Genomic DNA, 26,764 nt, shown 5'->3' on the forward strand with positions numbered 1-26,764 from the left:
TGCTGAACAGGGGCCAAGCATACTGCCTCGTCGGGGAGGCGCAATACGCAATCCCGGCCATACTTGCCTACTGCTCTTGAACCGTTCCCTCTGTTTTTGACAGAGCCTAAAAACAAAAAAGAGACCGACTCATGAAGTTCGAACCTTTTACCAAATCGCTCATGGCAACCACATTGGCGCTGAGCTGCCTGACGGCCCACGCGGCCTCTGTCGCCCCGGTCGCGGCCGAAAACGGCATGGTCGTCACGGCTCAGCATCTGGCCAGCCACGTCGGCGTCGATGTCCTCAAGAGCGGTGGCAACGCCGTCGATGCAGCCGTTGCGGTGGGTTATGCGCTGGCGGTGGTGTACCCGGCGGCGGGCAACCTGGGCGGTGGCGGTTTCATGACGATTCAATTGGCGGACGGGCGCAAGACCTTCCTCGACTTCCGTGAAAAAGCCCCGCTGGCCGCCACCGCCGACATGTACCTCGACAAAGCGGGCAACGTCGTCCCGGACCTGAGCACCCGTGGTCATCTTGCCGTTGGCGTGCCGGGCACTGTGTCCGGCATGGAGCTGGCGCTGAAGAAATACGGCACCAAACCCCGCAAGGAAGTGATCGCCCCTGCGATCAAGCTTGCTGAAGACGGTTTTGTGCTGGAGCAGGGCGATGTCGACTTGCTGGAGTACGCCACCGACGTCTTCAAGAAAGACATGCGCGACTCGGGCTCGATCTTCCTGAGCAATGGCGAGCCGATGCAGGTCGGCCAGAAACTCGTACAAAAAGACTTGAGCAAAACCCTGCGGGAAATTTCCGAGAAGGGTGCCGACGGTTTCTATAAAGGCTGGGTGGCCGACGCCATCGTCACCTCAAGTCAGGCCAACAAGGGCATCATCACCCAGGCCGACCTCGACAAATACCAGACCCGCGAACTGGCGCCGATCGAGTGCGATTACCGTGGCTACCACGTGGTCTCGGCGCCGCCGCCAAGCTCCGGCGGCGTGGTGATCTGCGAGATCATGAACATCCTCGACGGCTACCCGATGAAAGACCTGGGCTACCGCTCGGCGCAGGCCATGCACTATCAGATCGAAGCGATGCGCCACGCGTATGTGGACCGCAACAGCTACCTCGGTGACCCGGATTTCGTGAAAAATCCGATCGCCCATTTGCTGGATAAAAACTACGCGACCAAAATCCGTGAAGCCATCGACCCGCAAAAGGCCGGCGTGTCCCGCGAGATCAAACCTGGCGTAGCACCCCATGAAGGCAGCAATACCACCCATTACTCGATCGTCGATAAGTGGGGCAACGCGGTGTCGGTGACCTACACCCTCAACGACTGGTTCGGCGCCGGCGTCATGGCGAGCAAAACCGGGGTCATCCTCAACGATGAAATGGATGACTTTACCTCGAAAATCGGCGTGCCGAACATGTACGGTCTGGTGCAGGGCGAAGCCAACGCCATCGCCCCCGGCAAGGCACCGCTGTCGTCCATGAGCCCGACCATCGTCACCAAGGACGGCAAGGTCGTCATGGTGGTCGGCACCCCCGGTGGCAGCCGCATCATCACCGCAACCCTGCTGACCATCCTCAACGTGATCGACTACGGCATGAACATCCAGGAAGCTGTGGATGCACCGCGTTTCCACCAGCAATGGTTGCCGGAAGAAACCAACCTGGAGAACTTCGCCATCAGTCCGGACACGAAGAAGATGCTCGAAAGTTGGGGGCACAAATTTGCCAAGCCGCAGGACCCCAACCATATAGCGGCTATTCTGGTAGGTGCGCCTTCGCTGGAAGGCAAGCCAGTGGGCAAGAACCGCTTCTATGGAGCGAACGATCCACGGCGTAATACCGGGTTGTCACTCGGTTACTAAAACAGGCGAACACCGGCCACCTGAACTCCCCGGGTGGCCCTGATCCCAGATCTTCGAACACAGCCTCGCAGGCTGCCAGAAAAGGGAGTTGAAATCCGTCTCCGAGCCACCCACTTATCAAGGAAGGAAGCCATGAGCACCGCACTCCTGATCATCGACGTCCAACACGGGCTGTGCACCGGCGAATATGAATGCTTCAACATCCAGCGCGTCATCGAAACCATCAACGACCTCAGCACCAAAGCCCGGGCCGCCGACATCCCGGTCATCCTGATCCAGCACGAAGAAGAGGGCGACCTGCTGCAATATGGCAGCGAAGGCTGGCAACTGGCCGAGGGTCTGAAGACTTCACCCCAAGACCTGCGCGTGCGCAAAACCACTCCGGATTCGTTTTACCAGACCCACTTGCATGACCATCTGCAAGAACTGGAGGCCGACCGCCTGATCATCTGCGGCCTGCAAACCGACTACTGCGTCAACGCCACCGTCCGCCAGGCGCATCAATTGGGCTACGACGTCGTGCTGGTGGCTGACGCCCATTCCACCATCGACAACGGCACGATGAGCGCCGAAGACATCATCGCCGAACACAACAAGGATCTGGCGCACCTGACCGGCTCCGTGGCACGGATCGATGTTATGCCGGCCAGTGAAATCAATCTCTGAAAACACCGCCAGCCCCGTGGCGAGCGAGCTTGCGCGCCTGGGGCTGGACGCATTCGCTGCGCCTATGGCATGGTCAAAAAATATGCCATGCAGCGAACGGGATCAGGACGATGGAGGAGGGTGATGAGGTCGGCACCGGGGCGTCGATGGCAACGCTGAAGGCGTTCAATCTTTGCGTATTGCACCTGGGGCGTCTTGCCCGAGATCGTGGTGCATCCCGGTTCATCACCGACGGCCTGCAGGCATTCAGCCAACTGGTGCCCTTCGCTTCAGCCTGGTGGGGCGAGATGTCTGCGTCAGGCGTTGATGTTTCGGCCAGAAACTGGATGCATGGGCGAATCAATCTGCCCGAGTCGTTTGCCGCCGAGTGGCACACGTGTGCGCGCAACGACAGATTCTCCCATGACACCATGAGTCGACCCGGTGAGGTCGTGCGCGACAGCGGCTTCACCGACCCCAATGAAGAAGTGAACGCATTCGCTCGACGCCACGACCTCTACCACCTGATGTGCATCACCTTCGAGTTACCCGAAAGCGGCTTGATGTTCTTTGTCTGTCTCTATCGAGGCATCGATGCCCAGGCTTTCAACGACAGCGAGGCCGATCTGTTTTCGGCCTTCTGCGACCACTTGTTGCAGCTGTGGCGATTTCAGGTGCAGGACATGATCCGCTTCGACACGGGCAACGGCGCGTCTGACTTTGGCGTCGCGCGCATGGACGGCAGCTTGCTGTACGTGGGGGCAACGCTGTGTGCAGCCATTGAACGTGAGTTGCCCGGTTGGAGCGGTTCAATGCTTCCCGCGCAGGTGATCGGGCAACTGCAAAAGGCACCCTGTGTCATGCGTCTGGGCCGCTGCGCACTGACACTGAGCCCCAACGCCGAGTACGTCATCCTGTCGCTCGAAGCTCAGCCGCGCGGGGCGGTGCTTGCGCCACGCGAGCGGACGACAGCGATGCTGTTTGCCGCCGGCCATTCGTACAAGGAAATTGCCAAGATCCTTGAATTGAGTCCTGCGACAGTGCGCACCTATTTGCGCAACTGCTACCTGCAACTGGGTGTGAAGAGCAAGGTGGAGCTGGGGTCTGTGCTGCGTTCAGCGACCTGCCGCGATTAAGTCCGCCTACACGCGTCCTTTGTAGGAGCGAGGCTTGCCCGCGAAGGCGTCAGGTCTGGCACACCGCGTTATCGTTCTTCGCGGGCAAGCCTCGCTCCTACAAGGGCAATGGAGCTCACAGTTCTAAGGCGTATCGATTTTATCCAGCACCCGGTTCGCCGTGATCTCCGCCACCATGATGCTGTTTGAAATGCCCAGCAGGGCGTAGCGCGATTCACCCTCCAGATGATCCACCAACTGATGGACCATCACATCGACCGAGGCCAGCGTCTCGACCAAAAAAACCGCCAGGGTTTCGGTTGTGGCTTCTGGGTCCACGGAAAACAGGGTGCTGCATGTTCGCTGGGTGGCTTTGATGTCGGCATTCGACGGGAAGTGGAAGTCGAGGGCGCGTTCGGCGGCCTCGTTGAGTTTTTTTGAATCGGGAGATTCGTAGGGGGACGCCGGGTCTGTGACCGGCGGGTTGGGCGTTACCTTGAACATGGTGACTAACCTCTAGTGAGGCCGCAACCATCTCGCTGCTAAACGAAAGGGTGGCAGCTGTGCGCAAGTTAGCAGACCGGTAAGTCACCCAAAACCCGGCGCACCCGAAGGTGCCATGCGCACAGCCACCATCAAGTGCAGGCGAATGCCTGACTGGATAAGACATGTGCAACCGTGAATGACTAGCCGGGCTGCTAAACCCGATCACTGGGAATCAGTGACGCGAATCAAGTTACCGGTGGGGCTCCAGGCGCACAAGCCGGCGGATTCTGGCGCGGCCGTAGGCAATGGCGCAAGGTTTTGTAGCTTTCAGGAAGTAAATTTGAGGTCTTTTAAACAAGCCTCTTCGGTCAATGTTGACTGTGCCGCCGTCTTCGCGAGCAAGCCCGGTCCCACAGGTTCCGCTTCTACACCAGATCGGACGCCTGTCATCTAATTGCCTCACCCCTCCTCATTTGTAGAGGTCCATCCGCCCCCCGCGCCCTATAGGGTATGCCCTGCATACCAGAGGCTTGCGGCCGTCTGTTCGGGCCACTTCCAAAACTATAAAAATAGAGGTGAAGCAGTTGAAATTTTCCAGGCTGTTTATCGCCGTTGCGTCGACAACGGCATTTTCCTGCATGGCGCTGGTGGGGTGTCAGACCCAGGGTTCGACATCGGCCGACATGGTGATGCGCAACGGCTATATCTATACCGTCGACGGCAAGAACTCGGTGCAGCAGGCGATTGCCGTCACGGGCGGGAAGATCGTCTATGTCGGCAGCGATGAAGGGGTTGCCTCGTACATCGGCACCCAGACACGGCTGATCGATCTGGCGGGACGCATGTTGATGCCCGGCTTCGTCGATGCGCACATGCACCCGGGGGACGGCGGTCGCGCCATGACGTTGTGCGACCTGAAATACCAGACGATGACTCGCAAGGTTTTCCAGGAAACCATTCAGGCGTGTCTGGATGCCGACAAAGGCAAGGGCCCTGATGTCTGGCTTGAAGTGGGCAGTTGGGACCGCATCGGCATGACCGGGCTCGACGGCGATCCCGACAAATCGACGCTGGATGCGCTCAAGACCACTCGCCCGATTCAAGTCCGTTCCACCGACTTCCATACCGTGCTGACAAACTCTCGCGGCCTGGCGGTGGCAGGCATCAACAAGCACACGGCCAATCCGGGGGATGGCAAGTACATGCGCGACAGCGTCGGCAACCCGACCGGTATCTGCGAAGACGGTGCCGCCGATGCCATGGCCGCCGTGGTGCCGCCGGCCAGCGACGCAGAAAAACTCAAGCAGACCCGCGCGGCGCTCGATGCCATGCGTCGACAAGGCATCACCAGTTTCTTCGATGCCTTGTCGGGACCTGAAAATGGCAAAGCGTTTACCACCCTGCAACAGTCGGGCGAGTTGACTGCACGGGCCTTGCTGGCGATCAAGCTCGACCCTGCCGCCGCTGCTGAAGACCCGGCGAAAACCATTGCCGAGGCCAAGGCATTGGCCAACATCTACGACCAGGGCGAAGCCAACGTTGCGCCGGGTGTGAGCATGCGTCATGTGAAATTGTTCATGGACGGCATCATCAACGCTCCAGCGGATACCGGTGCGATGTTGACGCCGTACCTGCGCAATGCCGGCACCGATGCCGCGCCCAAGTGGACGCCTGGCAAGAATATCGGTGAGCTGTACTTCCCGCCGCAGGTGCTCAATCCATTGCTGTTGCAAGCGGTGCAGGCCGGTCTCGATCCGCACCTTCACGCCACCGGGGACCGAGCGGTGCGTGACTCGTTGAACGGTATCGAATACGTGCGCCAGCAACTGCCGGGCAACGGTTTTCGTCCGGCAATTACCCACGCCGAGTCGGTGGACCCCGCCGACTATGCACGCTTCAAGGCGCTCGATGTGACCGCTAACATGTCGTTCCAGTGGGCCCAGCAGGCGCCGTCCACGGTTGACGGCACCAGCGATCATCTCGGGCCTGCGCGTTTTGCCCGTATGGAGCCATCGGGCAGCATCAGCCGCGCTGGCGGTCGCGTTGCTTATGGCAGCGACTGGCCTGTCGACCCGCTCGATGAATTTCTGGCGCTGAAGATCGGTGTCACCCGTTCAGGCGATCCGCTCAACCCGCACAGCTATGGCCCCCAGTATGCGGGCAGGCTGAATGCCGACCCGGCGCTGTCGCGCACTGACGTACTGCGCACCATCACCATGAACGCCGCCGAGCAGCTGAAACTGGACGCTGTCGTCGGTTCGGTCGAGGTTGGAAAGTTCGCCGACTTGATCGTGCTGGACAAGAACTTCATGCAGGTGCCGGAGGATGAGCTGGCCCGCAATGACGTGCTGCTGACGATGGTCGGCGGCAAAGTCGTGTGGGCCAAGGCGCCGTTCGCTGGACTTGAATGAGCGACGAAAGTCCTGTGGGAGCGTGGCTTGCCCGCGAAGAACGCACCGCGGTTTTCAGGTATTACGCGTCATCGTTCTTCGCGGGCAAGCCACGCTCCCACAGGGTCTGCGTCTTGACTGACCGGCATTCTCTACTACGGGCTGGCCAGGGCGCCATTCGAAGGCTTGAATGCCCCGCCGTCAAAGGGGGGCAGAGCGGGCACGGCGATAGCTACCGTGTGTTCAAGCGTCTCCTATACTGATCCGCGTTGACAGGTTCAACGCAGATCCTGAATGCCGCTGGCACAGCAGCCAGCGGCGTCCCTGTGACTCAACAGTAAGGAGAACGAACATGGCAATCCGTATTGGCGACGAAGCACCGGACTTTACCGTCGAAAGCACCGAAGGCACGCTGCATTTTCACGAGTGGATCGGCGACAAGTGGGCGATTCTGTTTTCGCATCCCAAGGACTTCACCCCGGTATGCACCACTGAACTCGGCTACATGGCAGGGCTCAAGCCAGAGTTCGATAAACGCAACACCAAGATCGTCGGGCTCAGCGTTGACCCTGTCAGTAACCATCAGACCTGGGCCAAAGACATCGAAGAGACCCAGGGGCATGCGGTCAACTATCCGATGATCGGTGACGAGAACCTGGTGGTGGCGAAGCTCTACGACATGATTCATCCGAATGCCAGTGGCGGCACGCGTACCGCAGCCGACAATGCCACGGTGCGTTCAGTGTTCATTATCGGCCCGGACAAAAAGGTCAAGGCGATGCTGATCTACCCGATGAGTGCCGGGCGCAATTTCGATGAGGTGCTGCGTCTGCTCGATTCTCTGCAGTTGAATGCCAAGCACACCGTCGCCACCCCGGTGAACTGGCGTCCGGGCGAAGACGTCATCATTCCCACGTCGGTCTCCGATGAAGACGCCAGGAAGAAATACCCGGATGGTTTCAAAACGATAAAACCTTATTTGCGCACAGTGGCGCAACCGAAGTAACCCATCCGTTCGGAGACCCAAACATGGCCGTCCAGGTCCTGCGCGTTGATGCAACCCACATCGACAAAGTCGCCAGTCTTTTCGACGCCTACCGAGGCTTTTACGGCCAACCCTCGAACCTGATGCAGTCCCGCGATTTCATCGCCGAGCGCATCGCCAGGGACGAATCGGTGATTTTCTTCGCCGAGGATTCCACCGGCGAAGCGCTCGGCTTCGTCCAGTTGTACCCGACGTTCTCCTCCATTGACGCCCACCGTGCCTGGCTGTTGAGTGATCTGTTCACCACGCCTGCCGCCCGAGGCAGAGGGGTCGGGACGTTACTGATGAACACCGCCCGGGCGTTCGCGCTATTGACTGGTGCCAAGGGGATGGTGCTGGAAACCGCCACGGACAATCACGTCGCGCAACGGTTGTATGAATCATTGGGCTATGTGCGTGACAGTGGGTATTACACCTACTGTCTTGACTTGAAGCAGGGCTGACCCAAGGTTTTGAGAACAGGACCGTCTGACCCTGTTCTACAGCAGGCGTCTCACTTCAAGGCGCGCCAAACAGCATCGTCCAGTAAACCCCCTCATTGCTGCGCGAATCGGTGGCATAGGCCGCGCCCACCTGGGTAAACATCGGGTTCATCAGGTTGGCGCAATGCCCGGGGCTGGCCAGCCAGCCGGCCATCGCCTTGCTCGGTGAGCCTTGCCCGGCAGCGATGTTCTCGCCAATCTGCCGGCCGGGGTAACCGGCGGCTTTGGCTCTATCTGCCGGCATATCACCGTCAGGATCGCGGTGGGCGAAGTAATTGCCGTAGGCCATCGCCTTGCTGTGCCCTTGCGCAGCGGCCCCCAGGGCGGCATTCCAGGCCAGTGGTCGCGCGGCGGCGAAGCGCTGGCGCCCACACAGGCGCGGCCTGGCCCGTGCCGCATTGACCTCGGCCAGCAGCGCCTTGCCCGCCGCTCGCGGATCGCCGATACGTCCGTCGAGCACCGGTTGTGCCAGTACTACCTGCCATTCGCTGCGGGCGCGAGTGACGCCGATGTCGGCGAACTGGGTATCAAGCAGCGCCCCGCAATGATCGCTCTGAAGCATGTCAAACGCCTCATCGGCATCTTGCGCGCCGACCACGCGAATGGTGCGCACCGACACCGCTTGATAGCCATTGGCTTTCAATGCGCTGCGCAAACCGCCGCCATAGCCGACTGGCAAGGCCAGGTTCGATTTCAACGACAGCGGCCGCAACGGCTTGACCGTACGCCCCGCACAACGATCGGGATCGGCGCGGTAATCGTTGATGACTTCCACCAGTTGCCGTTCCCCGCTGGCATGGGCGGGGCTGGCGAGCAGCGGGAGCAAAGGCATCAGGCACAGCGAGATAAAGCGACGGCAGCGGACAGTTGGGCGCATGAACGGACAGCTCTGATGAGATGACGGCGATAAGGGGGATAAGATCGAGCGATGACCGTAGGAGCGCTTCGTTGGCTGAGCTTCTTTTACGGCACGGCTAAGACTGCGGGTCTGAAGACTGGTTCACGACGACAAGAGACAAATTTGACGGCGCCTGGGTGAGGGCTGATTCAGGCTTGCACGGGTCAGTCCGCCGGGGACATCAATCGCCCGGACTGGTACCGTACTGACATCATTCAGGTGGTACAGGGACATGACGAAAACCAGGGGTGACAAGGATTGGGTAAAGCGCTCGGCGCAGCCGTTGAAGATGGAGCGCATCGAAGCCTTTTTTGGCGGCCATGGGTTTACGCCGCATCGCCACGATACGTACGCCATCGGACGAACGCTGTCGGGCGTACAAAGCTTCCAGTACCGCAACGCTCAACGTCACAGCCTGCCCGGGAGAACCATCGTTTTGCATCCGGATGAGGTGCATGACGGTGAAGCCGGTACCGAGGCGGGTTTTCATTATCGGATGATCTACATCGAACCGGCCTTGATTCAGCAGGTGTTGGGTGGCAAACCCTTGCCCTTCATCGAGGGTGGTTTATCAAGCGACCCACGGCTTTGTGCCGCGACCCAAGTGCTGCTGCAAAACCTCGACGCTTGCATCGAGCCCCTGGAAGAAGACGATGCCATTTACGATCTCGCGCAAGCGCTGGATGTGATCTCGGGGCAACGCGGGCGGTGCAAGTCATTCGATTTTGCAGCGGCCGAACGCGCGCGTGCGCTGATTCATGACTCGCTGGATCGAGTCATTACCCTGGATGAGTTATCGCAGGCGAGTGGTCGAGACCGCTGGAGCCTGAGCCGTGATTTTCGTGCGCTGTATGGTACGAGCCCCTATCGATACATGACTCAACGACGTCTCGATCTGGCAAGAGCGTTGATGTTCGCAGGCCACTCGATGGCGGAGGCGGCCGTATCGGCAGGTTTTTTCGATCAAAGCCACATGACGCGTCAGTTCACCCAGACCTACGGCGTCTCACCCGGTCGGTGGATGAAGAGGCTGGGCCTTGTTTGAGGGCGTTCGACTTGCACAATCATGCAATACGCAGCGCTGCTCCTCTCCTAAAGTCAGGGCTCGATATTTTGGCTAGTGAGGGCGACTCAAATGCATTCCCAACCCGGCGTGAAGACCTGCACCGCGATTAACTTTTCCGAAAAACTGGCTTTGTTCAGCGAGCATTGGGCGCCCAGGGTCATTGCCGAAATGAACGACTACCAGTTCAAGGTGGTGAAAATCGAGGGCGACTTTGTCTGGCATTCCCATGCCGATACCGATGAAACCTTCATCGTCCTCGAAGGCGAACTTCGGATTGATCTTCGAGAGGGGGCCGTCGTGGTGAGGCAGGGGGAAATGTATGTCGTCCCCAAGGGCGTCGAACACAAGCCTTACGCTGAACGAGAAGTGAAGATGTTATTGATCGAGCCGCGTGGTGTGCTCAATACCGGCGATCAGGACGGAGAAAGAACCGCAATGAATGACGTCTGGGTTTAGATCATGGGTGGACACAGTGAGCGGGTGCCGATCTTGCCGGGTTACAGGGCGAAAAATGTGTATTTGTGGCCTTGATCTGTCGGCTTTTTCGTTGAAATGGTTCGATGGTATGTGGCGAAGTGCCTATCGTCGGAAGACAAATCGGCTATTTCGCGCTTTTCAGCTATTCTTCCGACATCTGGAGAGTGCCATTACGTACTGGCACACAATGCGCAGGGAAGGAAAGCTGAAATGGATGAGGTGCATTGCGTGCAAGTTATCGCTGTGACCGGCGGTAAGGGTGGTGTGGGCAAGACGACGGTGGCGGTTAACCTTTCGTTGGCGCTGGCAAAAATGGGACGGCGCGTGGTGTTGCTGGACGCCGATCTCGGCTTGGCGAATATCGATATTTTGTTGGGGCTGACTCCGCGCTACACACTGGCCGATGTCATCGAAGGGCGTTGTGAGCTGTCCGAAGCACTGGTGCCGGGGCCAGGAGGAATTCGTGTTGCTCCGGCCTCTTCTGGTTTGCAGAGCATGATTCATCTGGAGCCGGCGCAATACCGTGCGCTGATCCAGTCCTTTAGTGATATTGGCGACAAGCTGGATGTGCTGGTGATCGATACGGCCGCCGGTATCGGTGGTTCAGTGGTCAACTTCATTCGCGCGTCGCAGGAAGTGATGGTGGTGGTGTGCGATGAACCCACCTCGATCAGCGGCGCCTACGGGCTGATCAAGTTGCTTAACCTGAACTACGGTCTGCATCGTTTCCGCGTGTTGGTGAATATGACGGGAAGTCCGGCGGAAGGTCGCAATCTGTTTGCCAAGCTGGAAAAGATTACCGACATGTTCCTGGATGTCTCGCTGCAGTACGTCGGCGCGATACCCAACGATGACTGTGCGCACAAAGCCGTGCAGAAGGGGCGTGCGGTGTTTGAAGCCTTTCCCCGCTCCAAATGCGCTCAAGCCTTCCGGGCCCTGGCTCAAAACGTCGACACCTGGCCATTGCCGACTCATCCGAGAGGGCATGTGGAGTTTTTCGTTGAGCAACTTGTGCAGAATTCGGGCAGGTGAGTCTCAAGGCCAGCCTTTAAGAAAATCTTGAGTCAGAGAGAAACTTGTGGCGAGGGAGCTTGCTCGCCACAAAAAGACTCAAATCACAACTTGTAGCCGATCTGCCGCAACAGGTTCTTGCGCCACAGGATGTCTTCATCGCCTTCAATGCCATTGGCACAGAAGCCATCCACCACGCCCAGGATGGCTCGTCCCTGTTCCGTCTCGGCGAGAATCACTTCAGTTGGATTGGCCGTTGCACAAAAAATACGACACACCTCTGGAACCATTTTGACGGTGTTCAATACGTTCAGCGGGTAGAAACCGTCGCCCAGGAAAATGATGAAGCTATGGCCCGCGGCAATGGCTTGCGCATTTTTCTGCGCAAGTTCGATCATCGCGGTGTCGGTGCCGGACCAGCGCACCAGGCATTTGCCGGAGGCTTCACAAAAGGCCACGCCAAACTGGATACCTGGTACGGCGTTGACCAACGCTTCGTGGATGTCTTCGACGGACTTGATGAAGTGCGTCTGACCCAACATGAAGTTCGTCTCTTGCGGCTTGTCGATTTTCAACGTGACGAGTTGCATTTCAAACGCCTCCTTTCACGATGCTGCGAACCAGAGTCTGGCCTTTAATCAAGCCGGGACAGTGTCTTGCTCTGCTGGCGGTGTCTCTGTGTAGACGCGAACATCCCCCAGTTTTCTGATTGTCGACTTGGGCAAGGTCGGGGCATCAAGAAGAATCGAATCAATGCGCTTGCGGATGTCCAAAACGATTGCAGTCCTTGCAGGGGGATTCACAGAATATTAGCTTCTATTTGGCTGCCTGTTTGGGCTCAGGGGCAGGGCGAGGACTGAGCCGCCAGATCTTCTTCCCCTCGCAGCTGACGGCTCATGTCGTCGCAGCTTTGCGACCAGTCCGTCAACCATGTCGACATCTGGAGTGACTGTTCGGCCAGTCCCAATTCCCGGACAAACTCGGCAGGTGGAACCGTGCCTTTGGCCGCGCGGAACAGCCCCCGCATGATGACGACGCCAATCACTCGTCCTTTGCTCACGAAGCGGTGTTCCATAAAGCTCCACTTATCGTCCCAGCCGAGTATTCGGGTATGAATCTCAAACGATTCGAACAGCTTCAGTTCCCGACGAAACTTGCCCCAGGTATCCCCAACGATCGGCACAGCCCTGTTGCGCAGGGCCACTCGATAGGCGCCGCTACGCAGGACGAAGTCCATGCGACCCACGTCGGCCAAGGTGAAATAGCGGCCATTGGTGACGTGCCGGTTGAGGTCGAGGTCGAGCGGCCAGACGCGCATGCGGATGACGGTGGTGGCCAGGGCGTCAACCGGCTTGCGCCACGGGCGACGAAACAGCATGAGGATCAGTCGAAACCAGAGATTCATAAGGAGGCCGAGGGTTGAGTAGAGCGCTGCACTTTAGGGGGGCGAAATCGGATAAGGTAGGTGCACAAATGACTTTTTTCATGCGAAAAGCGCAATCGGGATCATTCATGCACGTCACCCTGCTACTGGCCGATCAATGTTCCGCCGCCAGCGCCACCCTGGCGCTGGAGGTGCTCAGTGCTGCCAACCTGTTCGCCGATACCGCCAGCGCGCCGTTTGATGTGGTCGTCGCCTCACTGGATGGCAGTGACGTCGCCGCGTGGGGCGGGCAGACGCTGCGGGTGGACCGATCCATCGGCGAAATCCGCCGAACCGATCTGGTGGTAATTCCGGGGTTCCTCTTCACGCTGAAGGACGCCTTGCCGGCATTTTCCGGTTATGGGCCGTGGCTGCGTCAACAGCACGCCCAGGGAGCTGTTGTGGCGTCAATGTGTACGGCGGCGTTCATGCTGGCTGAAGCGGGAATGCTGGACGGCATTCGTAGCACCACGCACTGGGCCTTTGCCGATCTGTTTCGTCGCCGGTATTCAGAAGCCTGTCTGGAGGAGGCTCAAATCCTCTGCGAGGACAATCGCGTGATCACCTGCGGGGGCGCGAGTGCCGCCATGGATCTGTTGCTGCATCTCATCCGCCGGTTCGCTTCACTGGAGCTGGCGCAGAAGTGTGGCAAATACTTGCTGGTCGATAATGTGCGTAGCGAGCAGTCGGTCTATGCCATGTGGTCGCTGCCGAAGAATCATGGGGATGGCGACATCCTGCGGGTGCAAGATTGGCTGGAGGATCACTTTGCTCAGTCGCTGTTGATCAATGACGTGGCCCAGCGATTCGGGTTCGGCGTCAGGAACTTCAAAAGACGTTTCAAGGAAGCCACGGGTTATACGCCGCTGACGTACCTGCAAGCGCTACGTGTGGAGCGGGCAAAGCAGCTGCTTGAATCAACACGAATGACGCTGGACAGCATCACTTACAAAGTCGGTTACGAGGATGGCAACTCGTTTCGCAGGCTTTTTCGGCAGCGGGTGGGCCTGCTACCGGCGGCTTACCGCAAGAAGTTTCAAGCGAGTGCGAGCTGAGCCGTTGGCATTCGCAGGGCAAGGTATTGCGCTCAGGAATGCTTCCCTAAAAATCATGCATTTTCTTTATGGCACTGGATCTCGTAGCGTGTCTGCCGCGGCCTGCGGTGCAGGAGTGGGTCAAATTGCAGCGGCCTGCGCTGTAATCGGCGTCCCCATTGTTTTAAGTCGCAGGTGCGACTGGACGAACATAGTAGTTGTCGAACTCGCCGCTTCCGACGAATTGGAAGCCATGACGGATGTAAAACCGATTCGAAGCGCTCTCTTTGAGAGCGCCTACCCTGATAGGGCGCGCGGCGGCGTCCGCTTCTTTGAAAATCTGCATGAGGACTGCAGAACCTACTCCTGATCCCTGAGCATTCGGTCTGACATACAAGTGCTCAAGCAGCAGTTCTTTCAGGTGATGCCTGACCACAACAAAACCGATTTGCTCACCGGACACTTCGATGTGACGCGTGTTACGGAAATCAAAACCGTTGAGAAAGCGCTCACGGGCACGCACCGGATCAAATCGCCCAATACGCTCCAGACTTTCGCGCATGGCCTCAATTCGAATAGCCACAAGATTATCCAAATCGCTTTGTTGGGCCGCGACCAGGATGACTGGAGGATTTTGATCAGGTATGACGGACATCGTCTGCGCTCTAATTATCATCACGGGCAACCAGTATAGGCTTGCTGCGCACGGCGCTGGAGGGGCAGGGCATTTATCAAGATGCGTACCCGCAGCCCATCATCGCCGCGGGTTTCATTCTGGCCCTCCTGCAACGACGTTAAAGGGACAAAGAGCGTTATAGATTAGCTTCAAGGCTTCGGTATAGCAGCCAGTCATGATGAAATAGCCGCCCGTTTTTGCTGTCAGCAACACCTGATTTGGAGCCACCACATGAAAAACGCCGCGGTCCTGACTTTCGCCTTGATGCTCAATACCGGGTTATTCAGCCTGCAAGCAGCGGCGGCGGGGGATGCTGAGGCCGGTCAGAAACTGTTTAACCGTATCTGCGGCGGCTGTCATCAAGTAGGGGGTTCGGCGCGGGGTTCTTTTGGTCCGCAACTCAATGCCATCTTTGGGCGCCCTGCGGGAAGCACGACGGACTACCAGTACTCATCCGCGATGAAATCATCAGGCGTCGTCTGGACCCGCGAAACCCTCACGGCGTACATCGAAGCGCCAAAAGAAGTGGTCCCCGGAACCCGCATGATTTTCTGGGGCATCAGCGATCCGGAGAAAATCGAAAACCTGTTGGCCTACCTTCAGACCTTTCAGCCGCAATAATCTGTGCCCCATCAACCTATTTTTGGAGCACCGCATAAAGTCTGTATAGGTGATGTCAATGAGCCATCTTATCCGTTAAAGTATGCGCCGCCCGAGAGACGGATCCCGGGCTTTTCTAATGGAGTGACTCAGTGAATTACCTCAGCAAAGTTGTTGCCGTAGCCCTGTTCGGTCTGGTTCTGGCGGGTTGTACCGGCGCCCCGATGCAGACTCAGCAATACGATAGCAGCCAGTACACCGTTGTCGGCCACAGCGAAGCGACCGCCACTGGCCTCCTGCTGTTTGGCGTCATCCCGATCCAGCAGAACAACCGTTTCATCCGCGCTCAGAACGCCGCGATCAAGGCCAAGGGCGGCGACGCCATGATCAACACCCAGGTGCAGGAAAACTGGTTCTGGGCCTGGGTCCTGACCGGTTACACCACCAAGATCTCCGGTGATGTGGTCAAGCTGAAAAACGTTCAGTAAGCGCCAGCTCTGCCTTTGTGGCGAGCGAGCTTGCTCCCTCGCCACAGGTTTCTCACTCATTGACTGCACCTCACCCCCATGCTTTTCCGAGCTCCACCAGACCGGCGTCTTGCAGGTTCTGCGGGCTCATGACCACACGCAGCTTGCAGTTGGCCTGGAAGTTGAGAAAGAAGGGTTCCGCATATCCGGGAATTTCGGAAGGGTCCTCTATATCGATCAGAAAAATCCCACCTCGCATGCCATCCTGCTCAGTGAAATAAGCCGCCTCCGGCTTAATGGTTTCCAGCACGCGGTTCATGATTTCGCCGACTTTCCCCGACCGGACAAGCGCGTTGAAAGGCTCATGGGGAAATTCGACCATCAGTAGCATTTTCATTATTCGATACTCTGTTGAGGTGGCGTGCTCCTTACCCGAATCCTTACTCCTGACGATGATGCCGCAAGCCGTGCGTTCAGCCGTGCCAGCGGTGTGTGTGGTTAAGAATAGCGAAGGGTGAGAAGTTGCCGGGGCAGGGTTACGGACGGTCGTTCTTGGTTCAGCGGCGAGACTTGGCAGCATCAGGGCGAGAATGCCGGAACGTCACGGTTGCCCAGTGTCTGTTCTTTTGAAACGGCTAGAGGGTGTCATCATGGTGTCATCGAGCTAATGGCAAGCTCCTCGCAAACCGTCTTGAGCGCTCAGACGGAACTCCGCCTGCGGGCCGATGAATTTGCCAGGAATTCCCCCCATGAAAGGAGACGCCTCCCTGTTTGCGGCCATTGACCTGGGGTCTAACGCGTTTCGCATGATGATCGGCCAGTCAGTCAGGCGTAATCAGGGGTTCTTGATCCAGGAAGTGAAAACCTTGCGCGAGCCTGTCCGTTTGGCGGAGGGCTTTCAGAGCGGGGCGCTGGATGAGTTGGCGCTGGATCGTGGATGGCAGGCGCTCGCGCGATTTGGCAAAAAACTGCGTGGCTTTGAGGCGGGGCGCGTGCGGGCAGTGGCAACCAGTGCCGTGCGCGAAGCCGATAATGCCCAACTGTTTCTGGCCAGCGCGGAGCGGCATCTGGGCTTTCGTATCGATGTCATCTCTGGGCATGAAGAAGCCCAACTGGTATATGCCGGTATTGCCCATACGATACCCAGTACAGAAAGTATGCGCCTGGTCGTGGATATCGGCGGCGGCTCTACTGAGTTGATTTTGGGGCAGGGCGCTCAGCCCCTCTTGACCGAGAGCATTGCCATTGGCAGCGGCACTTTCGGCGCGCGTTACTTTCAGGGGGGCCGTATAACGGCTCAAGCGCTCCTGGAGGCTGAGCGCGTCGCCACTCTACAGTTTGAAAAAGTGACCCGTCGTTATCGCGCGCTGGGTTGGCAGCAGACTATTGGCTCTTCAGGCACTGCACGGATGCTGGCCAAAGTGCTCAAGGCCAACGGGTTGAACGACCATGGTCAAAGCGGTATCACCTACGGCGGTCTGTTGCGCTTATCGTTGCGTCTGCTGGAAGTGGGGCATGTTAAACAACTCAAACTGGCGGGCTTGCAACCCCATCGCCTGAGTATCTTGCCCGGTGGTCTGGTGCTGATGCTGGCGGCGTTCAAGGTATTCGGCATCTCGCACATGAGTCCTTCCGAGCCGGGCTTAAGGTTGGGCGTTCTTCATGGCTTGATGTCCAAACACTGAATGACGCCGCTGCTGTTATTGGCAGAATGCTGCTGTAAGCGTCACTGTGAAGACCCTGCAGTGATGTTCGAGTGCTAGCGCTGATCTATTTGATGATCCAGTCGGACACTAAAAGCGCATGAAAAAAACCGGCTGATGAGGCCGGGTTTTTTGGTTGGGTGTCGCGGTAAAGCCACTCATTCATGCCGCACGATTCTGAATCAGACGATCCGAACCACCTTCAGCGACGCGATTCTCGATCAGACGATCCGAACCACCCTCAGCGACGCGATTCTCGATCAAACGATCCGAACCACCTTCAGCGACGCGATTCTCGATCAGACGATCCGAACCACCTTCGGCGACGCGATTCTCGATCAGACGATCCGAACCACCTTCAGCGACGCGATTCTCGATCAGACGATCCGAACCACCTTCAGCGACACGATTTTCGATCAGACGATCCGAACCACCTTCAGCGACGCGATTCTCGATCAGACGATCGGAACCACCTTCAGCCACACGGCTTTCGATCAGACGATCCGAGCCGCCTTCAGCGACGACCGGGTGAGTAGAGGAAGCGGCGAAAGCGTTAACTGCAAATACCGAGAAAGCGATGCTGAGGATGGTTTGGCGTTTCATGATGGTGTGCTCCGGGGTGTTATTGGTTGGGTATGGAGCGGATGTTACGCCGAGCATTTTTTATGAGAACTTCATTGACGTGATGGTGACTATCAATGCCAACGATGGATGAAACCTAGCGAGCAAATACCGCGTCCACGAACACGGGATGCCTGTCGCGTTCCTCAGTTTTACAGGAACAGGTCATAGGACAGTTTGCTGATCAGGATCACCAGCAACACCAGGAACAGAGCCCGGACAAAGGGCACGCCTTTATGAACCGCCAGCCAGGTCCCGGTCAGCGCGCCAAGGATGTTGAATGCCGCCATGGGGATTGCGATCAGGTAAAGCACGTTACCCGTCGGAATGAAGAATATCAGCGCCGCTACGTTGGTCGCGATGTTCACCAGCTTGGCCGACGCCGAGGCATGAAGAAAGTCGAAGGCGAAGCAACGGATAAACAGGAAGATCAGGAAGCTGCCAGTGCCAGGACCGAACAGTCCGTCGTAGAAGCCGATGGCACCGCCGATGACGATCGCCAGCAGTTTTTCCTTGGTACCGATACGCATGGGTTTATGCAAGGCGCCGAAGTCCTTTTTCCAGAAGGTGTAGATCGCCATCAGCACAATCAACACCAGCACCGCCGGCCGGATCAACGACTGAGGTACGGACGACACCGTGGCCGCTCCGAAGAAGGCCATGACAAAGGCCGCACAGGCGGCGGGAATCACCAGGCCCCAGTCGATCACCACCTTGCGCACGAAGGACCGGGCCGCAAATGCGGTGCCGCAGGCTGCCGCGACCTTGTTGGTACCCAGCAGCGCCGCCGGTTGTGCCGTGGGCAGCACGTTGAATAGCGCGGGTATCTGGATCAGTCCGCCGCCGCCCACCGCCGCATCGATCAGGCCGGCGGCGAAGGCGAACACGCAAAGGATAACAATATCGACCATGAAATCAGGCTCTGACGATGAAGGGTGGGTGAGGGGGCAAGCGGCCCCCCGTGGTAGAACCGTCCCGGGCATGCAGGGTTTGCTGGTGCTTGAAGGTCAGCAGGTCCCCGGTTGCAGCAGTTGTGGGTTCAACGGAAGGTTAACGGAAGGGCCTTTTTTGTGTTGCAATGCCACGTTGTGAAAAGTGCAATGAGGTGGTCAGTGGCATTGAATATGTTGGGCGAACTTGAAGCCTTCGCGACGGTGGCTCGCAAGCGCAGTTTCGTTGCGGCGGCACGTACGCTGGGGCGCTCACCTAGCGCGCTGACCCGTGCCGTTCAAGCCCTGGAGGAAAGTGTCGGGGTCAAGTTGTTCAATCGCTCGTCCAATGCCGTGAGCTTGACCGAGGCGGGTGAGCGCTTGATGCCTCACGCTAACAAAATGCTGGATCTGCAACGTGAGGCGGATGAAGACCTGGCCGGGCTTAGTGGTTTGGCCTACGGCTGGATCCGCTTTTCCGCCCCCGAGGTTCTCGGACACGGGGTATTGCCCCGGTTGATCGCGCAGTACAGCGAGCGTTATCCAGACGTGAACGTCGATGTGATTTTCACCGATGAGGCCATCGACCCGGCCAAGAGCAAACTGGACTTCTCGATTCGCGGCGCGTTTCCACAATCCAGTGACCTGATCGGTTATCCGCTCTGGAGTTATTCACGTTACCTGTATGCCAGCCCCGGGTATCTGGAGCGGCGAGGGATGCCCGACTCCATCGAGGCACTGGAGGCGCACTCGCTGATCCTGCATACGGCGCCGCGAATTCTCAAGGAGTGGAATTTTCGCAGCGAGGAGCAGGCCATCAGCTTTCGGGTTCATCCCAAGTTTCGTTTCAGTTCTGGTTTGGCGGTGTTCCAGTCGGCCCTGGCGGGCATCGGAATCGCCCGTCTGGCGGACTGGATGGCCGAGCCCGAAGTGGAAGCGGGGCGCCTGCTGCGGGTCTGTCCCGAGTACACGCTCACCTCCAGCGGTGGTGAAAGCCCGCAGATGCATGCGGTGTACCCGACGGGGAATCTGCCGCTGCGGGTGAAGTCGTTGTTGGAAGTGATCCGTGGCTTTGGCGAGAGCCTTGATCGAAAGCATGCGGTGGCGCTTTAGGTGGCTGGACGCAGACCCTCAATCAGTGTGAGGCGATTTATCGGGGTGTAGCCGCCTTAGGCGGAGTCACCAATGGGCGTTTTTGGCAGTTACGCAATCGCCTCACGGCACAAGGCTTGGCTTTCCGCGCATCACTCACCGGTTGAATCAATCAGTCCCTTTTCCGTCATGCGATCCGTGGGCGGCACGGTAGTGGCCGCATTGTCCCACGTCAGCAGTATCTGGGTGATGGCCGCATCAATGACCTCATGCGGCGTGTTATCCCGAGCGAGGATGGAAATGCCTTGCAGGAAACTGTCGAACACCGTAGCCATCGCGGGCGCGTGAATAGTGCCCGGCAACTGACCGGCACTGACACCTCGCTCAACACACGCCAAAATCCCCGCGCGAGTGTGGGCGCGAGATTGGGTCAGGGCCTCGACCACCCGCGCATTCTCCGAGCTGGGTGCGCTCATCACGCCGAGGGACACCATGCAGCCCTTGGGATGGCCGTCTTCACACTGCATGCGCGCCGACTGGCGCAGCGCGGTCTCGATGGCTTGGCGTGGCGGCAGGCTCTCGTCCCACAGGCATTCGGTGACTTGGGCGAACGTCGCCAGGTAACGCTGCACACACTCATCAAACAACGCTTCCTTGGAACCGAACGCCGCGTAGAAACTCGGCGCGGAAATTCCGCCACCCAGTCTGGCTTTCAACTGAGCGAGGGAGGTTGCGTCGTAGCCGTGTTGCCAGAACAGGTGCAAGGCCTGTTCCACCGCGTGGTCGCGGTCGAAAGTGCGAGGGCGGCCCATTTGCGCCATTTCAAACTCCTCTGGATGGATATAGATACTAGTCGATACATAAGTCGTTGACAACGAGCGCTGGCAACCCTCAACATTTATATCGATCGGTATCTAAGTCTGAAATCCTCACTCAAGGAGTCTCCCGTGACACCCTCAATCACCTTATTGGCAGCGCCGGACCGACTGCCCATCGGCGCCTTGCTCGCCTTGGCCATGACCGGATTTATCTGCATCGTCACCGAAACCCTGCCCGCCGGCCTGTTGCCGCTGATCAGCGCAGGGCTGACGATTTCCCCCTCCATGGCTGGCCAGATGGTCACCGCCTACGCCTTGGGTTCGGTGCTGGCGGTCATCCCCATGACCATCGCCACCCGCGGCTGGCGCCGCCGTAACGTGCTGCTGCTGACCATCGTCGGTTTCTTGCTGTTCAACTCCATCACCGCGCTGTCATCCCACTACGGCGTGATCCTGATGGCGCGCTTCTTCGCCGGCGTCGCTGCGGGGCTGGCCTGGAGCCTGCTGGCTGGCTACGCCCGACGCATGGTCGCGCCCCATCAACAGGGCAAGGCGCTGGCGCTGGCCATGGTCGGCACACCGATTGCCCTGTCTCTGGGCGTGCCTCTCGGCACTTGGCTGGGCGGCCTGGTGGGTTGGCGCACCACCTTCGGCATCATGTCGGCCCTGACTCTGGTGCTGATCGCCTGGGTACTGGTGAAAGTCCCTGATTACCCACCTCAAGCCGCGCATCAGCGCATGTCGCTGCGCACAGTATTGACCACGCCGGGCGTGCGCCCTGTGCTGGCGGTGGTGATCAGTTGGATGCTGGCACACAACGTTCTCTACACCTACATCGCACCGTTCGTGACGTCGGCGGGGTTGGGAGATAGGGTGGATTTGGTGTTGTTGGTGTTTGGCATTGCGGCGTTGGTAGGGATTTGGGTGACTGCCAAGTTGGTTGAGCCGTTGTTGCGCAAGACTGTGTTGGTGAGCTTGGCGGCGTTTGCGGCGGTTTCCGTGGTGTTTGGCTTTTTGAGTAGCGTGCCTGAGGTGATCTACATCGGCGTGGCGATTTGGGGGTTGAGCTTCGGCGGGGCTGCGACGTTACTGCAAACGGCGCTGGCGGATGCGGCGGGGGATGGGGCGGATGTGGCTTTGTCGTTGAATGTGGTGGCATGGAATAGTGCAATTGCGGTGAGTGGGGTGGTGGGTGGGTTGCTGCTGGATTGGTGGGGCGTTGCGTCTTTTCCTTGGGCAATGGTGGTGTTGGTGGGTGTGGGGTTTGCGATTGTCTGGGGCGCTCGGGCCCACGGCTTCAAACCGGGCCCGCGTGCGGCTGGAGGGCCTGCGGTGGCGGGGCACTGAACTAAAAAAGCTATCTTTGGGGGCTCGGTCTTTAAAGCGATAGCGGTTTTCTGATCGAATTCTGAGATCTATAAAAGGCCGCTCTCGACTGTGGGTTCAACCGGTCTCATCGGCGAGCATTGGCAAGTCGAATGTAAACGCTGCTCAGCACTAATGTGACTTGTAATGGTCAATAAATCCCGCACGACCATCCGCAGTCGTACTACTCGGAGCCGACCGGATCCGCATCGGTATTTTGATCAAGGACAGTGAAAGCATGCTCGCCGCAATTTAATCAGCAATCGCCTCCACCTGGTTCCGTGAATCGGGACTCGCCGTACGTTTATCCCTCAATCCAATACGAAGATTTAAAGCATGCACCTACGCAAAATTGCAGTTGGGCTGTCGGCCCTTGTTTTGCTCTCGACCGGGGCAGAAGCCCGCAGTCTGCTGGATCTCCTCAAACCGCCCAGCCAGCATCAGGAACAAACGTCCCACTCGGGCTCGATCAGCCAGAACGCGGCCCTGGACCTCTACTCAAACAAACAGAAACAGGCATCGTTTGATGGCTGCGCAGATCTGTTCCCGGCAGCGAAACCGATCAACACGGCCACTGTGCCTGCAACCATGAAACCCCTGGCCCTGTGTTCCGACAACTTTGCGGTGCTGTACTCGCAAACCAGCAAGACGCCATTGGTAGTGGTCGAACGCCTTAATGCCGCCCAGCTGCAGGATGCCAAAGGGGAGGAGCGCACCAACCAGTTCTACCCGGACCCACGCATCCCCAAGAGCGGACGGGCAGAGTTGAGCGACTACCGTAGCCAACATCCGGCCGTGGACCGTGGCCATCAATCCCCGGCAGCCGATGCACCGAACCCCAATGCAATGGCCCAATCCTTTGCGCTGTCGAACATGGTGCCGCAAGACCCAACCAACAACCGGAAGATCTGGAGCAAGGTCGAGTCCGATGTCAGAAAGTTTGCCAAGCGAGCCGATGGTAATGTTTTTGTCTTTACCGGCCCGCTCTTTGACTCAGGCCACACCACCATCGGCGACAACAAGGTCTGGGTGCCGACCCGTCTGTTCAAGCTGGTTTATGACGCATCGTCCAAGCGTGCCTGGGCCTACGTCCTGCCCAACGCTGAAACCCGTATCGAGCGACCGATGGACTATGACGCTTTCGTGAAGAGTACCGGGCTCAAGTTGCTGGGGAATCTACCGGTCACAGGTTCCATAGGGCGCTCTTGATGGCTTGATGCATTGCACCCCAAAGGCTGGAGGCAACCGATGGGGTGTTTCATTCATGGATAAATGGCGGCGGTTCAAAAGTTGCTGCGTGACTGCATGCCAGCGCCCAAGAGTTTGTGGGGGAGCATCATTGGTCGTGATGCTGTTCGATAACTACAGCCTTCTCATACAAATGGCGCTGGATGATCAAGGGCTCGCTCTGGGGTGGGATCATCTGGTCAGGTTTGGTAGAGCAGGGGCGATTGGTGCGCCCGGTAACCGAGGAACTGGCTCTCAGGGAGTCAGTTCAGTACCTGATGATCAATGAGAAAAGGACGATGACCCTGCATGTCGCCACTTCAGGGACTGGCTGATCATTCAATTCAAAACATAGGGCAGCGAGCGGCGCGGTTAAGAGGCATCCAGTCAAGAAGGTTGCACGGACATTTCGATGTCTGCTTCTGGCTGATTTTTGCCTCTGACGTGGGATAGCGTGCGACCCAATGCGGTCGTTTCGTTGCTTGCTAAGGAATGTCATAGCTCAACGAGCTGCAAACATCCCTGTTGACAGGCCGTGAGAATCTCTTGCGCCAATTGGTCATCGGCCACAGCTCGAGCGAGTGCCAAGCCACCAATCATCCCTACGGCAATTTGCAAAGCATGCTGGCGTGTATCTGTCTCTGTCGTCGATTTCAGTCCGGATTCTAGACGTGTAATGAAAGCTGCGAGCACTTGGGTGTAGCTCTCCTGGATGGCTCCGTCCTGCTGAGCAGCATCATTGACCATGAAGGCTAACGGACAGTGCATACGGCTAGCATCCCGATGGTCCATGCGGAGATAGTCTTTCACTACCTGTTGTAAACCGTCTTTACCAGCCTCTTCCAGTATCGCGCCCCCCGCGTTCGCGGCATTTCTAATAGCTTCGGTGTAAAGCTCCGTTTTGGATGCGAAGTGACTATAGAAGCCCCCCCGGGTCAATCCCGCACTCTCCATAATTGAGTCGATACTGACTTTTTCGAAACCTTCCAATGCGAAGCGTCGCGATGCGCTATCCAGAATCATCTGTCGAGTGGTTGCGCGCTGTGTAGCAGGCCAGGGCATACGTCTTCTCCTCAGTAAAGCGTGAGATGGAGTATGACAAAGCGGGACTTTATGTTCTTGAACATAAAGTCATACCGACCAGAATTGCCGACTCTTCCCTCAAGGAGCTACACATGAGATTGCACATACTGGGACCTGGATTTAGCACCTTCGTGCGTAGTGTCAGACTTTACTGCGAAGAGAAAGCGCTCGATTACACACACGGGATGCACGTGGATGGTAAAACGATCACGCTCCACAGCCCTGAACACAAGGCACTGCATCCTTTTGGCAAGGTCCCGGTATTGCTGCATGGAGAGCGGAGCGTAATTGAAACAACCACCATTTGCCGCTACCTGGATGAAGCCTTTGCGCACACTTCTCTAAAACCTGCAGACTTGGCCCAGAAGGTAAAGGTCGATCAGTGGTCCGCTGCCTTGGCGATGTATGCCGATGATCGACTAATACGTCGTTATCTTTTATTGCTGGTTTCACCTGCGCAACCGTCACGCCCTATCGATAGAGAAGCTGTGGCTACCGCCGAGCCAATGGCTACCCAAACACTTGGGCTGCTGGAGAAGCATTTGGGCGGGCAGCAATTTTTCTGCGGGGCGGACTACAGCATGGCGGACGCCATCCTGACGCCTATGCTCGATTATTTGGACCGCGTGCCCGAAAGTGCGCAATGGCTGAAAAAAACATCAAATCTTCGTGACTATCTTTTTCGCATGCGATTGCGCCAGTCAGGGCGCAACGTGTTGACCGAGCCGAACTTTAGTTAATGCAGAAAATGCTGGACTTATCGTTCGCCCAAGTGCCGCTTTTGGCTGTGTATTCAACCTGTCAAGCTTCTGCTGCGCGTCATGTGTATGAGGGCCGATCGGCCGTTTCCCAAAGAAGGTCGCTCCTCAATGGCATAAGGCACAAACCCAAGCTTGGGGTAGAGCAGCAGCCCTGCCGTATTCTCGTTGAAACAGGAAATCTGCACCTCGTTGGCTCCATAACGCTCGAATGCCAAGCCGGTCATTGTCTCTACGATAAACGTGGCCACTCCTTCGCCCCGAGCGCTGGGCGAGACGATGACATTGCCGATACAGCAAACGCCATTGCGTTCAGCTCGATAGAAATTGGCAAACCCAACGACAGTCCCATTGATCTCCACGACGGTAGAGTCAAAGCGTTGGGAGATCGCGGTAATCAACTGCGTTTCCGTTAGCGGGAAGTGCGCCTTCGGAAACATGAAAAACAACTCTTGAGCGTTCTGAGGAAAGCCGCAGATCATTTTTACGTCGCTAGCCTTCACTGGCCTGTGGTTCAGTTTCATTGCTCGTCTCTAAGCTCCATGAATCAGTACTTTAGCTGAGTCCCAAGGCCAGCGCAGGGTGATGGAAAGTAATGATATGTCTGCAAAATGGCCGATTTCTGCCTGTCACCAAGGGCTGCAATCGACTGTGGATTCAACCGGTTTCTGTCGCCATCCAGGTCAAAAAACTATGGAGCTGAGTCGTAAATTCTTTTGGCTTAGCGTACGGGTTCTTTGCCTGGGACAAGAAAAAAGAGATCTGCATTCTCATACACGGGTAATGCTGAACAAATAGTTCGACATGCTCTTCCAGTGTTTGCGGCCACATCAGGTCCTGTTCAGGGCGAAGTACTTGAGTTGACCGGATGAGTTTGCGCGAGGCTTCTCGTTGCAAGCGTAGCGATTGCGTCGGTGTGGTCGCCTGATCAATAAGATCGGCATACAGGGTCAGTACGGATTCAAAGTCACCATTCACGGCAATGGCGATATCATGCGACGGCTTGAACCGGTCGAAGCGCTTGGTCAGATCGTTCCCCCATAAGCAACGACAGTGATGCTTGAGCCAATACCCCCAGCTCAATCGATTGTCAGCCGCCAATACTTCAGAACGACTACCGATGTCGAAATCGATCTTGATGACTTCGGTATGCCGACTTTCCAGCGTGCGCCTTTTCGACTCGAGCATTTCGAGATCCTGCGACGTAGGAGGGCTGTGCAGAACAAGGGTCAGGTCAAGGTCAGAACCCCCTGGCACGGCGTCGCCTCTAGCGACGCTGCCATAAATATAAATCCCGTCCAGCAGAGGTTCCGACCGCGTGAGCGTCATGCAAACGTCCACCAGTAAATCCTGAAACTGTGGCTGCATCTCGACGTTGGACACGGTGAGGATATAACCGTCTGCATCAATGCCACGAGGATGGAATCGTTCCATGAGGCCGTCCGTGAGTTGTGTTCAGAGAGCTACTTTAACAGAGCCAATATTGACAGCTTC

Annotated in this window: 29 protein-coding genes and 1 pseudogene; 18 read left to right on the forward strand and 12 right to left on the reverse strand. The window is 57.6% G+C overall.

The window, feature by feature from the left end:
• The first annotated feature begins 131 nt into the window (after positions 1–131).
• From ggt to KGB14_RS26085, 3 genes are all read left to right on the forward strand, one after another.
• Entirely contained in the window at positions 132–1,859 is a 1,728-nt protein-coding gene (gene ggt / locus KGB14_RS26075; protein WP_223490014.1) for a gamma-glutamyltransferase, read from the forward strand.
• Positions 1,860–1,991: 132 nt separating this feature from the next.
• Positions 1,992–2,525, forward strand: coding sequence for a cysteine hydrolase family protein (locus tag KGB14_RS26080; protein WP_223490016.1), 534 nt, complete (start codon positions 1,992–1,994; stop codon positions 2,523–2,525).
• Positions 2,526–2,635: 110 nt separating this feature from the next.
• Positions 2,636–3,640, forward strand: a complete 1,005-nt coding sequence (locus KGB14_RS26085; protein WP_223490201.1) for a helix-turn-helix transcriptional regulator — start codon at positions 2,636–2,638, stop codon at positions 3,638–3,640.
• A gap of 123 nt (positions 3,641–3,763) precedes the next feature.
• Here KGB14_RS26085 and KGB14_RS26090 read toward each other — a convergent pair whose 3' ends face one another.
• The gene (locus KGB14_RS26090; protein WP_223490018.1) at positions 3,764–4,123 is read right to left on the reverse strand and encodes a DUF6124 family protein; all 360 of its coding nucleotides are present in this window, start codon (positions 4,121–4,123) and stop codon (positions 3,764–3,766) included.
• A gap of 566 nt (positions 4,124–4,689) precedes the next feature.
• On the opposite strand from KGB14_RS26090, the gene KGB14_RS26095 reads away from it, so the two are divergent.
• The 3 genes from KGB14_RS26095 (at position 4,690) to KGB14_RS26105 (ending at position 7,983) form a co-directional block, all read left to right on the forward strand.
• A complete protein-coding gene (locus KGB14_RS26095) occupies positions 4,690–6,516 on the forward strand; it encodes an amidohydrolase (RefSeq protein WP_223490020.1) in 1,827 nt (608 codons plus the stop codon).
• Positions 6,517–6,847: 331 nt separating this feature from the next.
• The gene (locus KGB14_RS26100) at positions 6,848–7,501 is read left to right on the forward strand and encodes a peroxiredoxin (RefSeq protein WP_223490021.1); all 654 of its coding nucleotides are present in this window, start codon (positions 6,848–6,850) and stop codon (positions 7,499–7,501) included.
• A gap of 23 nt (positions 7,502–7,524) precedes the next feature.
• Positions 7,525–7,983, forward strand: a complete 459-nt coding sequence (locus KGB14_RS26105) for a GNAT family N-acetyltransferase (RefSeq protein ID WP_223490023.1) — start codon at positions 7,525–7,527, stop codon at positions 7,981–7,983.
• 55 nt (positions 7,984–8,038) lie between these two features.
• Here the strand turns inward: KGB14_RS26105 and KGB14_RS26110 are convergent, their stop codons facing one another.
• A complete protein-coding gene (locus KGB14_RS26110; protein WP_223490025.1) occupies positions 8,039–8,899 on the reverse strand; it encodes a CAP domain-containing protein in 861 nt (286 codons plus the stop codon).
• A gap of 253 nt (positions 8,900–9,152) precedes the next feature.
• On the opposite strand from KGB14_RS26110, the gene KGB14_RS26115 reads away from it, so the two are divergent.
• From KGB14_RS26115 to KGB14_RS26125, 3 genes are all read left to right on the forward strand, one after another.
• Entirely contained in the window at positions 9,153–9,965 is an 813-nt protein-coding gene (locus KGB14_RS26115; protein ID WP_223490027.1) for an AraC family transcriptional regulator, read from the forward strand.
• Between the two features lie 90 nt (positions 9,966–10,055).
• Positions 10,056–10,442 (forward strand): cupin domain-containing protein, encoded by a 387-nt coding sequence (locus KGB14_RS26120; protein WP_223490029.1) that lies wholly within the window; start codon positions 10,056–10,058, stop codon positions 10,440–10,442.
• A gap of 231 nt (positions 10,443–10,673) precedes the next feature.
• Positions 10,674–11,495 carry a MinD/ParA family protein gene (locus KGB14_RS26125; RefSeq protein WP_223490031.1) on the forward strand — a complete coding sequence of 274 codons (822 nt, stop codon included), beginning with the start codon at positions 10,674–10,676 and terminating at the stop codon, positions 11,493–11,495.
• Between the two features lie 83 nt (positions 11,496–11,578).
• On the opposite strand, the gene KGB14_RS26130 is transcribed toward KGB14_RS26125, so the two are convergent.
• Positions 11,579–12,064, reverse strand: coding sequence for an adenosine-specific kinase (locus tag KGB14_RS26130; protein WP_223490033.1), 486 nt, complete (start codon positions 12,062–12,064; stop codon positions 11,579–11,581).
• A gap of 248 nt (positions 12,065–12,312) precedes the next feature.
• Complete coding sequence (locus KGB14_RS26135; RefSeq protein ID WP_223490035.1) at positions 12,313–12,879, reverse strand: thioesterase family protein; 567 nt, start codon at positions 12,877–12,879, stop codon at positions 12,313–12,315.
• Positions 12,880–12,986: 107 nt separating this feature from the next.
• Here KGB14_RS26135 and KGB14_RS26140 point away from each other — a divergent pair, with 107 nt between their 5' ends.
• Positions 12,987–13,952 (forward strand): GlxA family transcriptional regulator, encoded by a 966-nt coding sequence (locus KGB14_RS26140; RefSeq protein ID WP_223490036.1) that lies wholly within the window; start codon positions 12,987–12,989, stop codon positions 13,950–13,952.
• A gap of 163 nt (positions 13,953–14,115) precedes the next feature.
• Here the strand turns inward: KGB14_RS26140 and KGB14_RS26145 are convergent, their stop codons facing one another.
• The gene (locus tag KGB14_RS26145) at positions 14,116–14,586 is read right to left on the reverse strand and encodes a GNAT family N-acetyltransferase (protein ID WP_223490038.1); all 471 of its coding nucleotides are present in this window, start codon (positions 14,584–14,586) and stop codon (positions 14,116–14,118) included.
• 252 nt (positions 14,587–14,838) lie between these two features.
• On the opposite strand from KGB14_RS26145, the gene KGB14_RS26150 reads away from it, so the two are divergent.
• On the forward strand, positions 14,839–15,228 hold the full coding sequence (locus KGB14_RS26150; RefSeq protein WP_223490040.1) for a c-type cytochrome: 390 nt from the start codon (positions 14,839–14,841) through the stop codon (positions 15,226–15,228).
• Between the two features lie 131 nt (positions 15,229–15,359).
• Entirely contained in the window at positions 15,360–15,695 is a 336-nt protein-coding gene (locus tag KGB14_RS26155; protein WP_223490042.1) for a hypothetical protein, read from the forward strand.
• 70 nt (positions 15,696–15,765) lie between these two features.
• On the opposite strand, the gene KGB14_RS26160 is transcribed toward KGB14_RS26155, so the two are convergent.
• On the reverse strand, positions 15,766–16,071 hold the full coding sequence (locus KGB14_RS26160) for a panthothenate synthetase (protein ID WP_223490044.1): 306 nt from the start codon (positions 16,069–16,071) through the stop codon (positions 15,766–15,768).
• Positions 16,072–16,423: 352 nt separating this feature from the next.
• Here KGB14_RS26160 and KGB14_RS26165 point away from each other — a divergent pair, with 352 nt between their 5' ends.
• Positions 16,424–17,359 carry a Ppx/GppA family phosphatase gene (locus tag KGB14_RS26165; RefSeq protein WP_223490046.1) on the forward strand — a complete coding sequence of 312 codons (936 nt, stop codon included), beginning with the start codon at positions 16,424–16,426 and terminating at the stop codon, positions 17,357–17,359.
• A gap of 180 nt (positions 17,360–17,539) precedes the next feature.
• Here the strand turns inward: KGB14_RS26165 and KGB14_RS26170 are convergent, their stop codons facing one another.
• Positions 17,540–17,980, reverse strand: coding sequence for a phage infection protein (locus KGB14_RS26170; protein WP_223490048.1), 441 nt, complete (start codon positions 17,978–17,980; stop codon positions 17,540–17,542).
• A gap of 170 nt (positions 17,981–18,150) precedes the next feature.
• On the reverse strand, positions 18,151–18,909 hold the full coding sequence (locus KGB14_RS26175; protein WP_223490057.1) for a sulfite exporter TauE/SafE family protein: 759 nt from the start codon (positions 18,907–18,909) through the stop codon (positions 18,151–18,153).
• A gap of 201 nt (positions 18,910–19,110) precedes the next feature.
• Between KGB14_RS26175 and KGB14_RS26180 the strand changes: the two genes are divergently transcribed.
• Entirely contained in the window at positions 19,111–20,040 is a 930-nt protein-coding gene (locus tag KGB14_RS26180) for a LysR family transcriptional regulator (RefSeq protein WP_223490059.1), read from the forward strand.
• A 131-nt stretch (positions 20,041–20,171) separates the two neighbouring features.
• On the opposite strand, the gene KGB14_RS26185 is transcribed toward KGB14_RS26180, so the two are convergent.
• Entirely contained in the window at positions 20,172–20,840 is a 669-nt protein-coding gene (locus tag KGB14_RS26185; RefSeq protein ID WP_223490061.1) for a TetR/AcrR family transcriptional regulator, read from the reverse strand.
• A 126-nt stretch (positions 20,841–20,966) separates the two neighbouring features.
• Between KGB14_RS26185 and KGB14_RS26190 the strand changes: the two genes are divergently transcribed.
• The 3 genes and pseudogenes from KGB14_RS26190 to KGB14_RS26200 form a co-directional block, all read left to right on the forward strand.
• On the forward strand, positions 20,967–22,184 hold the full coding sequence (locus tag KGB14_RS26190) for an MFS transporter (RefSeq protein WP_223490063.1): 1,218 nt from the start codon (positions 20,967–20,969) through the stop codon (positions 22,182–22,184).
• A 354-nt stretch (positions 22,185–22,538) separates the two neighbouring features.
• Positions 22,539–23,411, forward strand: a complete 873-nt coding sequence (locus KGB14_RS26195; protein ID WP_223490065.1) for a DNA/RNA non-specific endonuclease — start codon at positions 22,539–22,541, stop codon at positions 23,409–23,411.
• A gap of 136 nt (positions 23,412–23,547) precedes the next feature.
• A pseudogene (locus tag KGB14_RS26200) lies at positions 23,548–23,784 on the forward strand (LysR substrate-binding domain-containing protein); the annotation flags it as partial.
• A 140-nt stretch (positions 23,785–23,924) separates the two neighbouring features.
• On the opposite strand, the gene KGB14_RS26205 reads toward KGB14_RS26200, so the two are convergent.
• Positions 23,925–24,491 (reverse strand): TetR/AcrR family transcriptional regulator, encoded by a 567-nt coding sequence (locus tag KGB14_RS26205; RefSeq protein WP_223490067.1) that lies wholly within the window; start codon positions 24,489–24,491, stop codon positions 23,925–23,927.
• A gap of 113 nt (positions 24,492–24,604) precedes the next feature.
• Here KGB14_RS26205 and KGB14_RS26210 point away from each other — a divergent pair, with 113 nt between their 5' ends.
• The gene (locus KGB14_RS26210) at positions 24,605–25,252 is read left to right on the forward strand and encodes a glutathione S-transferase family protein (RefSeq protein ID WP_223490069.1); all 648 of its coding nucleotides are present in this window, start codon (positions 24,605–24,607) and stop codon (positions 25,250–25,252) included.
• 53 nt (positions 25,253–25,305) lie between these two features.
• On the opposite strand, the gene KGB14_RS26215 is transcribed toward KGB14_RS26210, so the two are convergent.
• Both KGB14_RS26215 and KGB14_RS26220 read right to left on the reverse strand, forming a co-directional pair.
• Positions 25,306–25,794, reverse strand: a complete 489-nt coding sequence (locus tag KGB14_RS26215; RefSeq protein ID WP_223490071.1) for a GNAT family N-acetyltransferase — start codon at positions 25,792–25,794, stop codon at positions 25,306–25,308.
• Positions 25,795–25,927: 133 nt separating this feature from the next.
• Positions 25,928–26,704, reverse strand: coding sequence for a nucleotidyltransferase domain-containing protein (locus tag KGB14_RS26220; RefSeq protein WP_223490073.1), 777 nt, complete (start codon positions 26,702–26,704; stop codon positions 25,928–25,930).
• Between the last annotated feature and the right edge of the window lie 60 nt (positions 26,705–26,764).

Origin of the sequence: Pseudomonas sp. A-RE-19, from assembly GCF_019956555.1 — a bacterium.
Taxonomy (GTDB): domain Bacteria; phylum Pseudomonadota; class Gammaproteobacteria; order Pseudomonadales; family Pseudomonadaceae; genus Aquipseudomonas.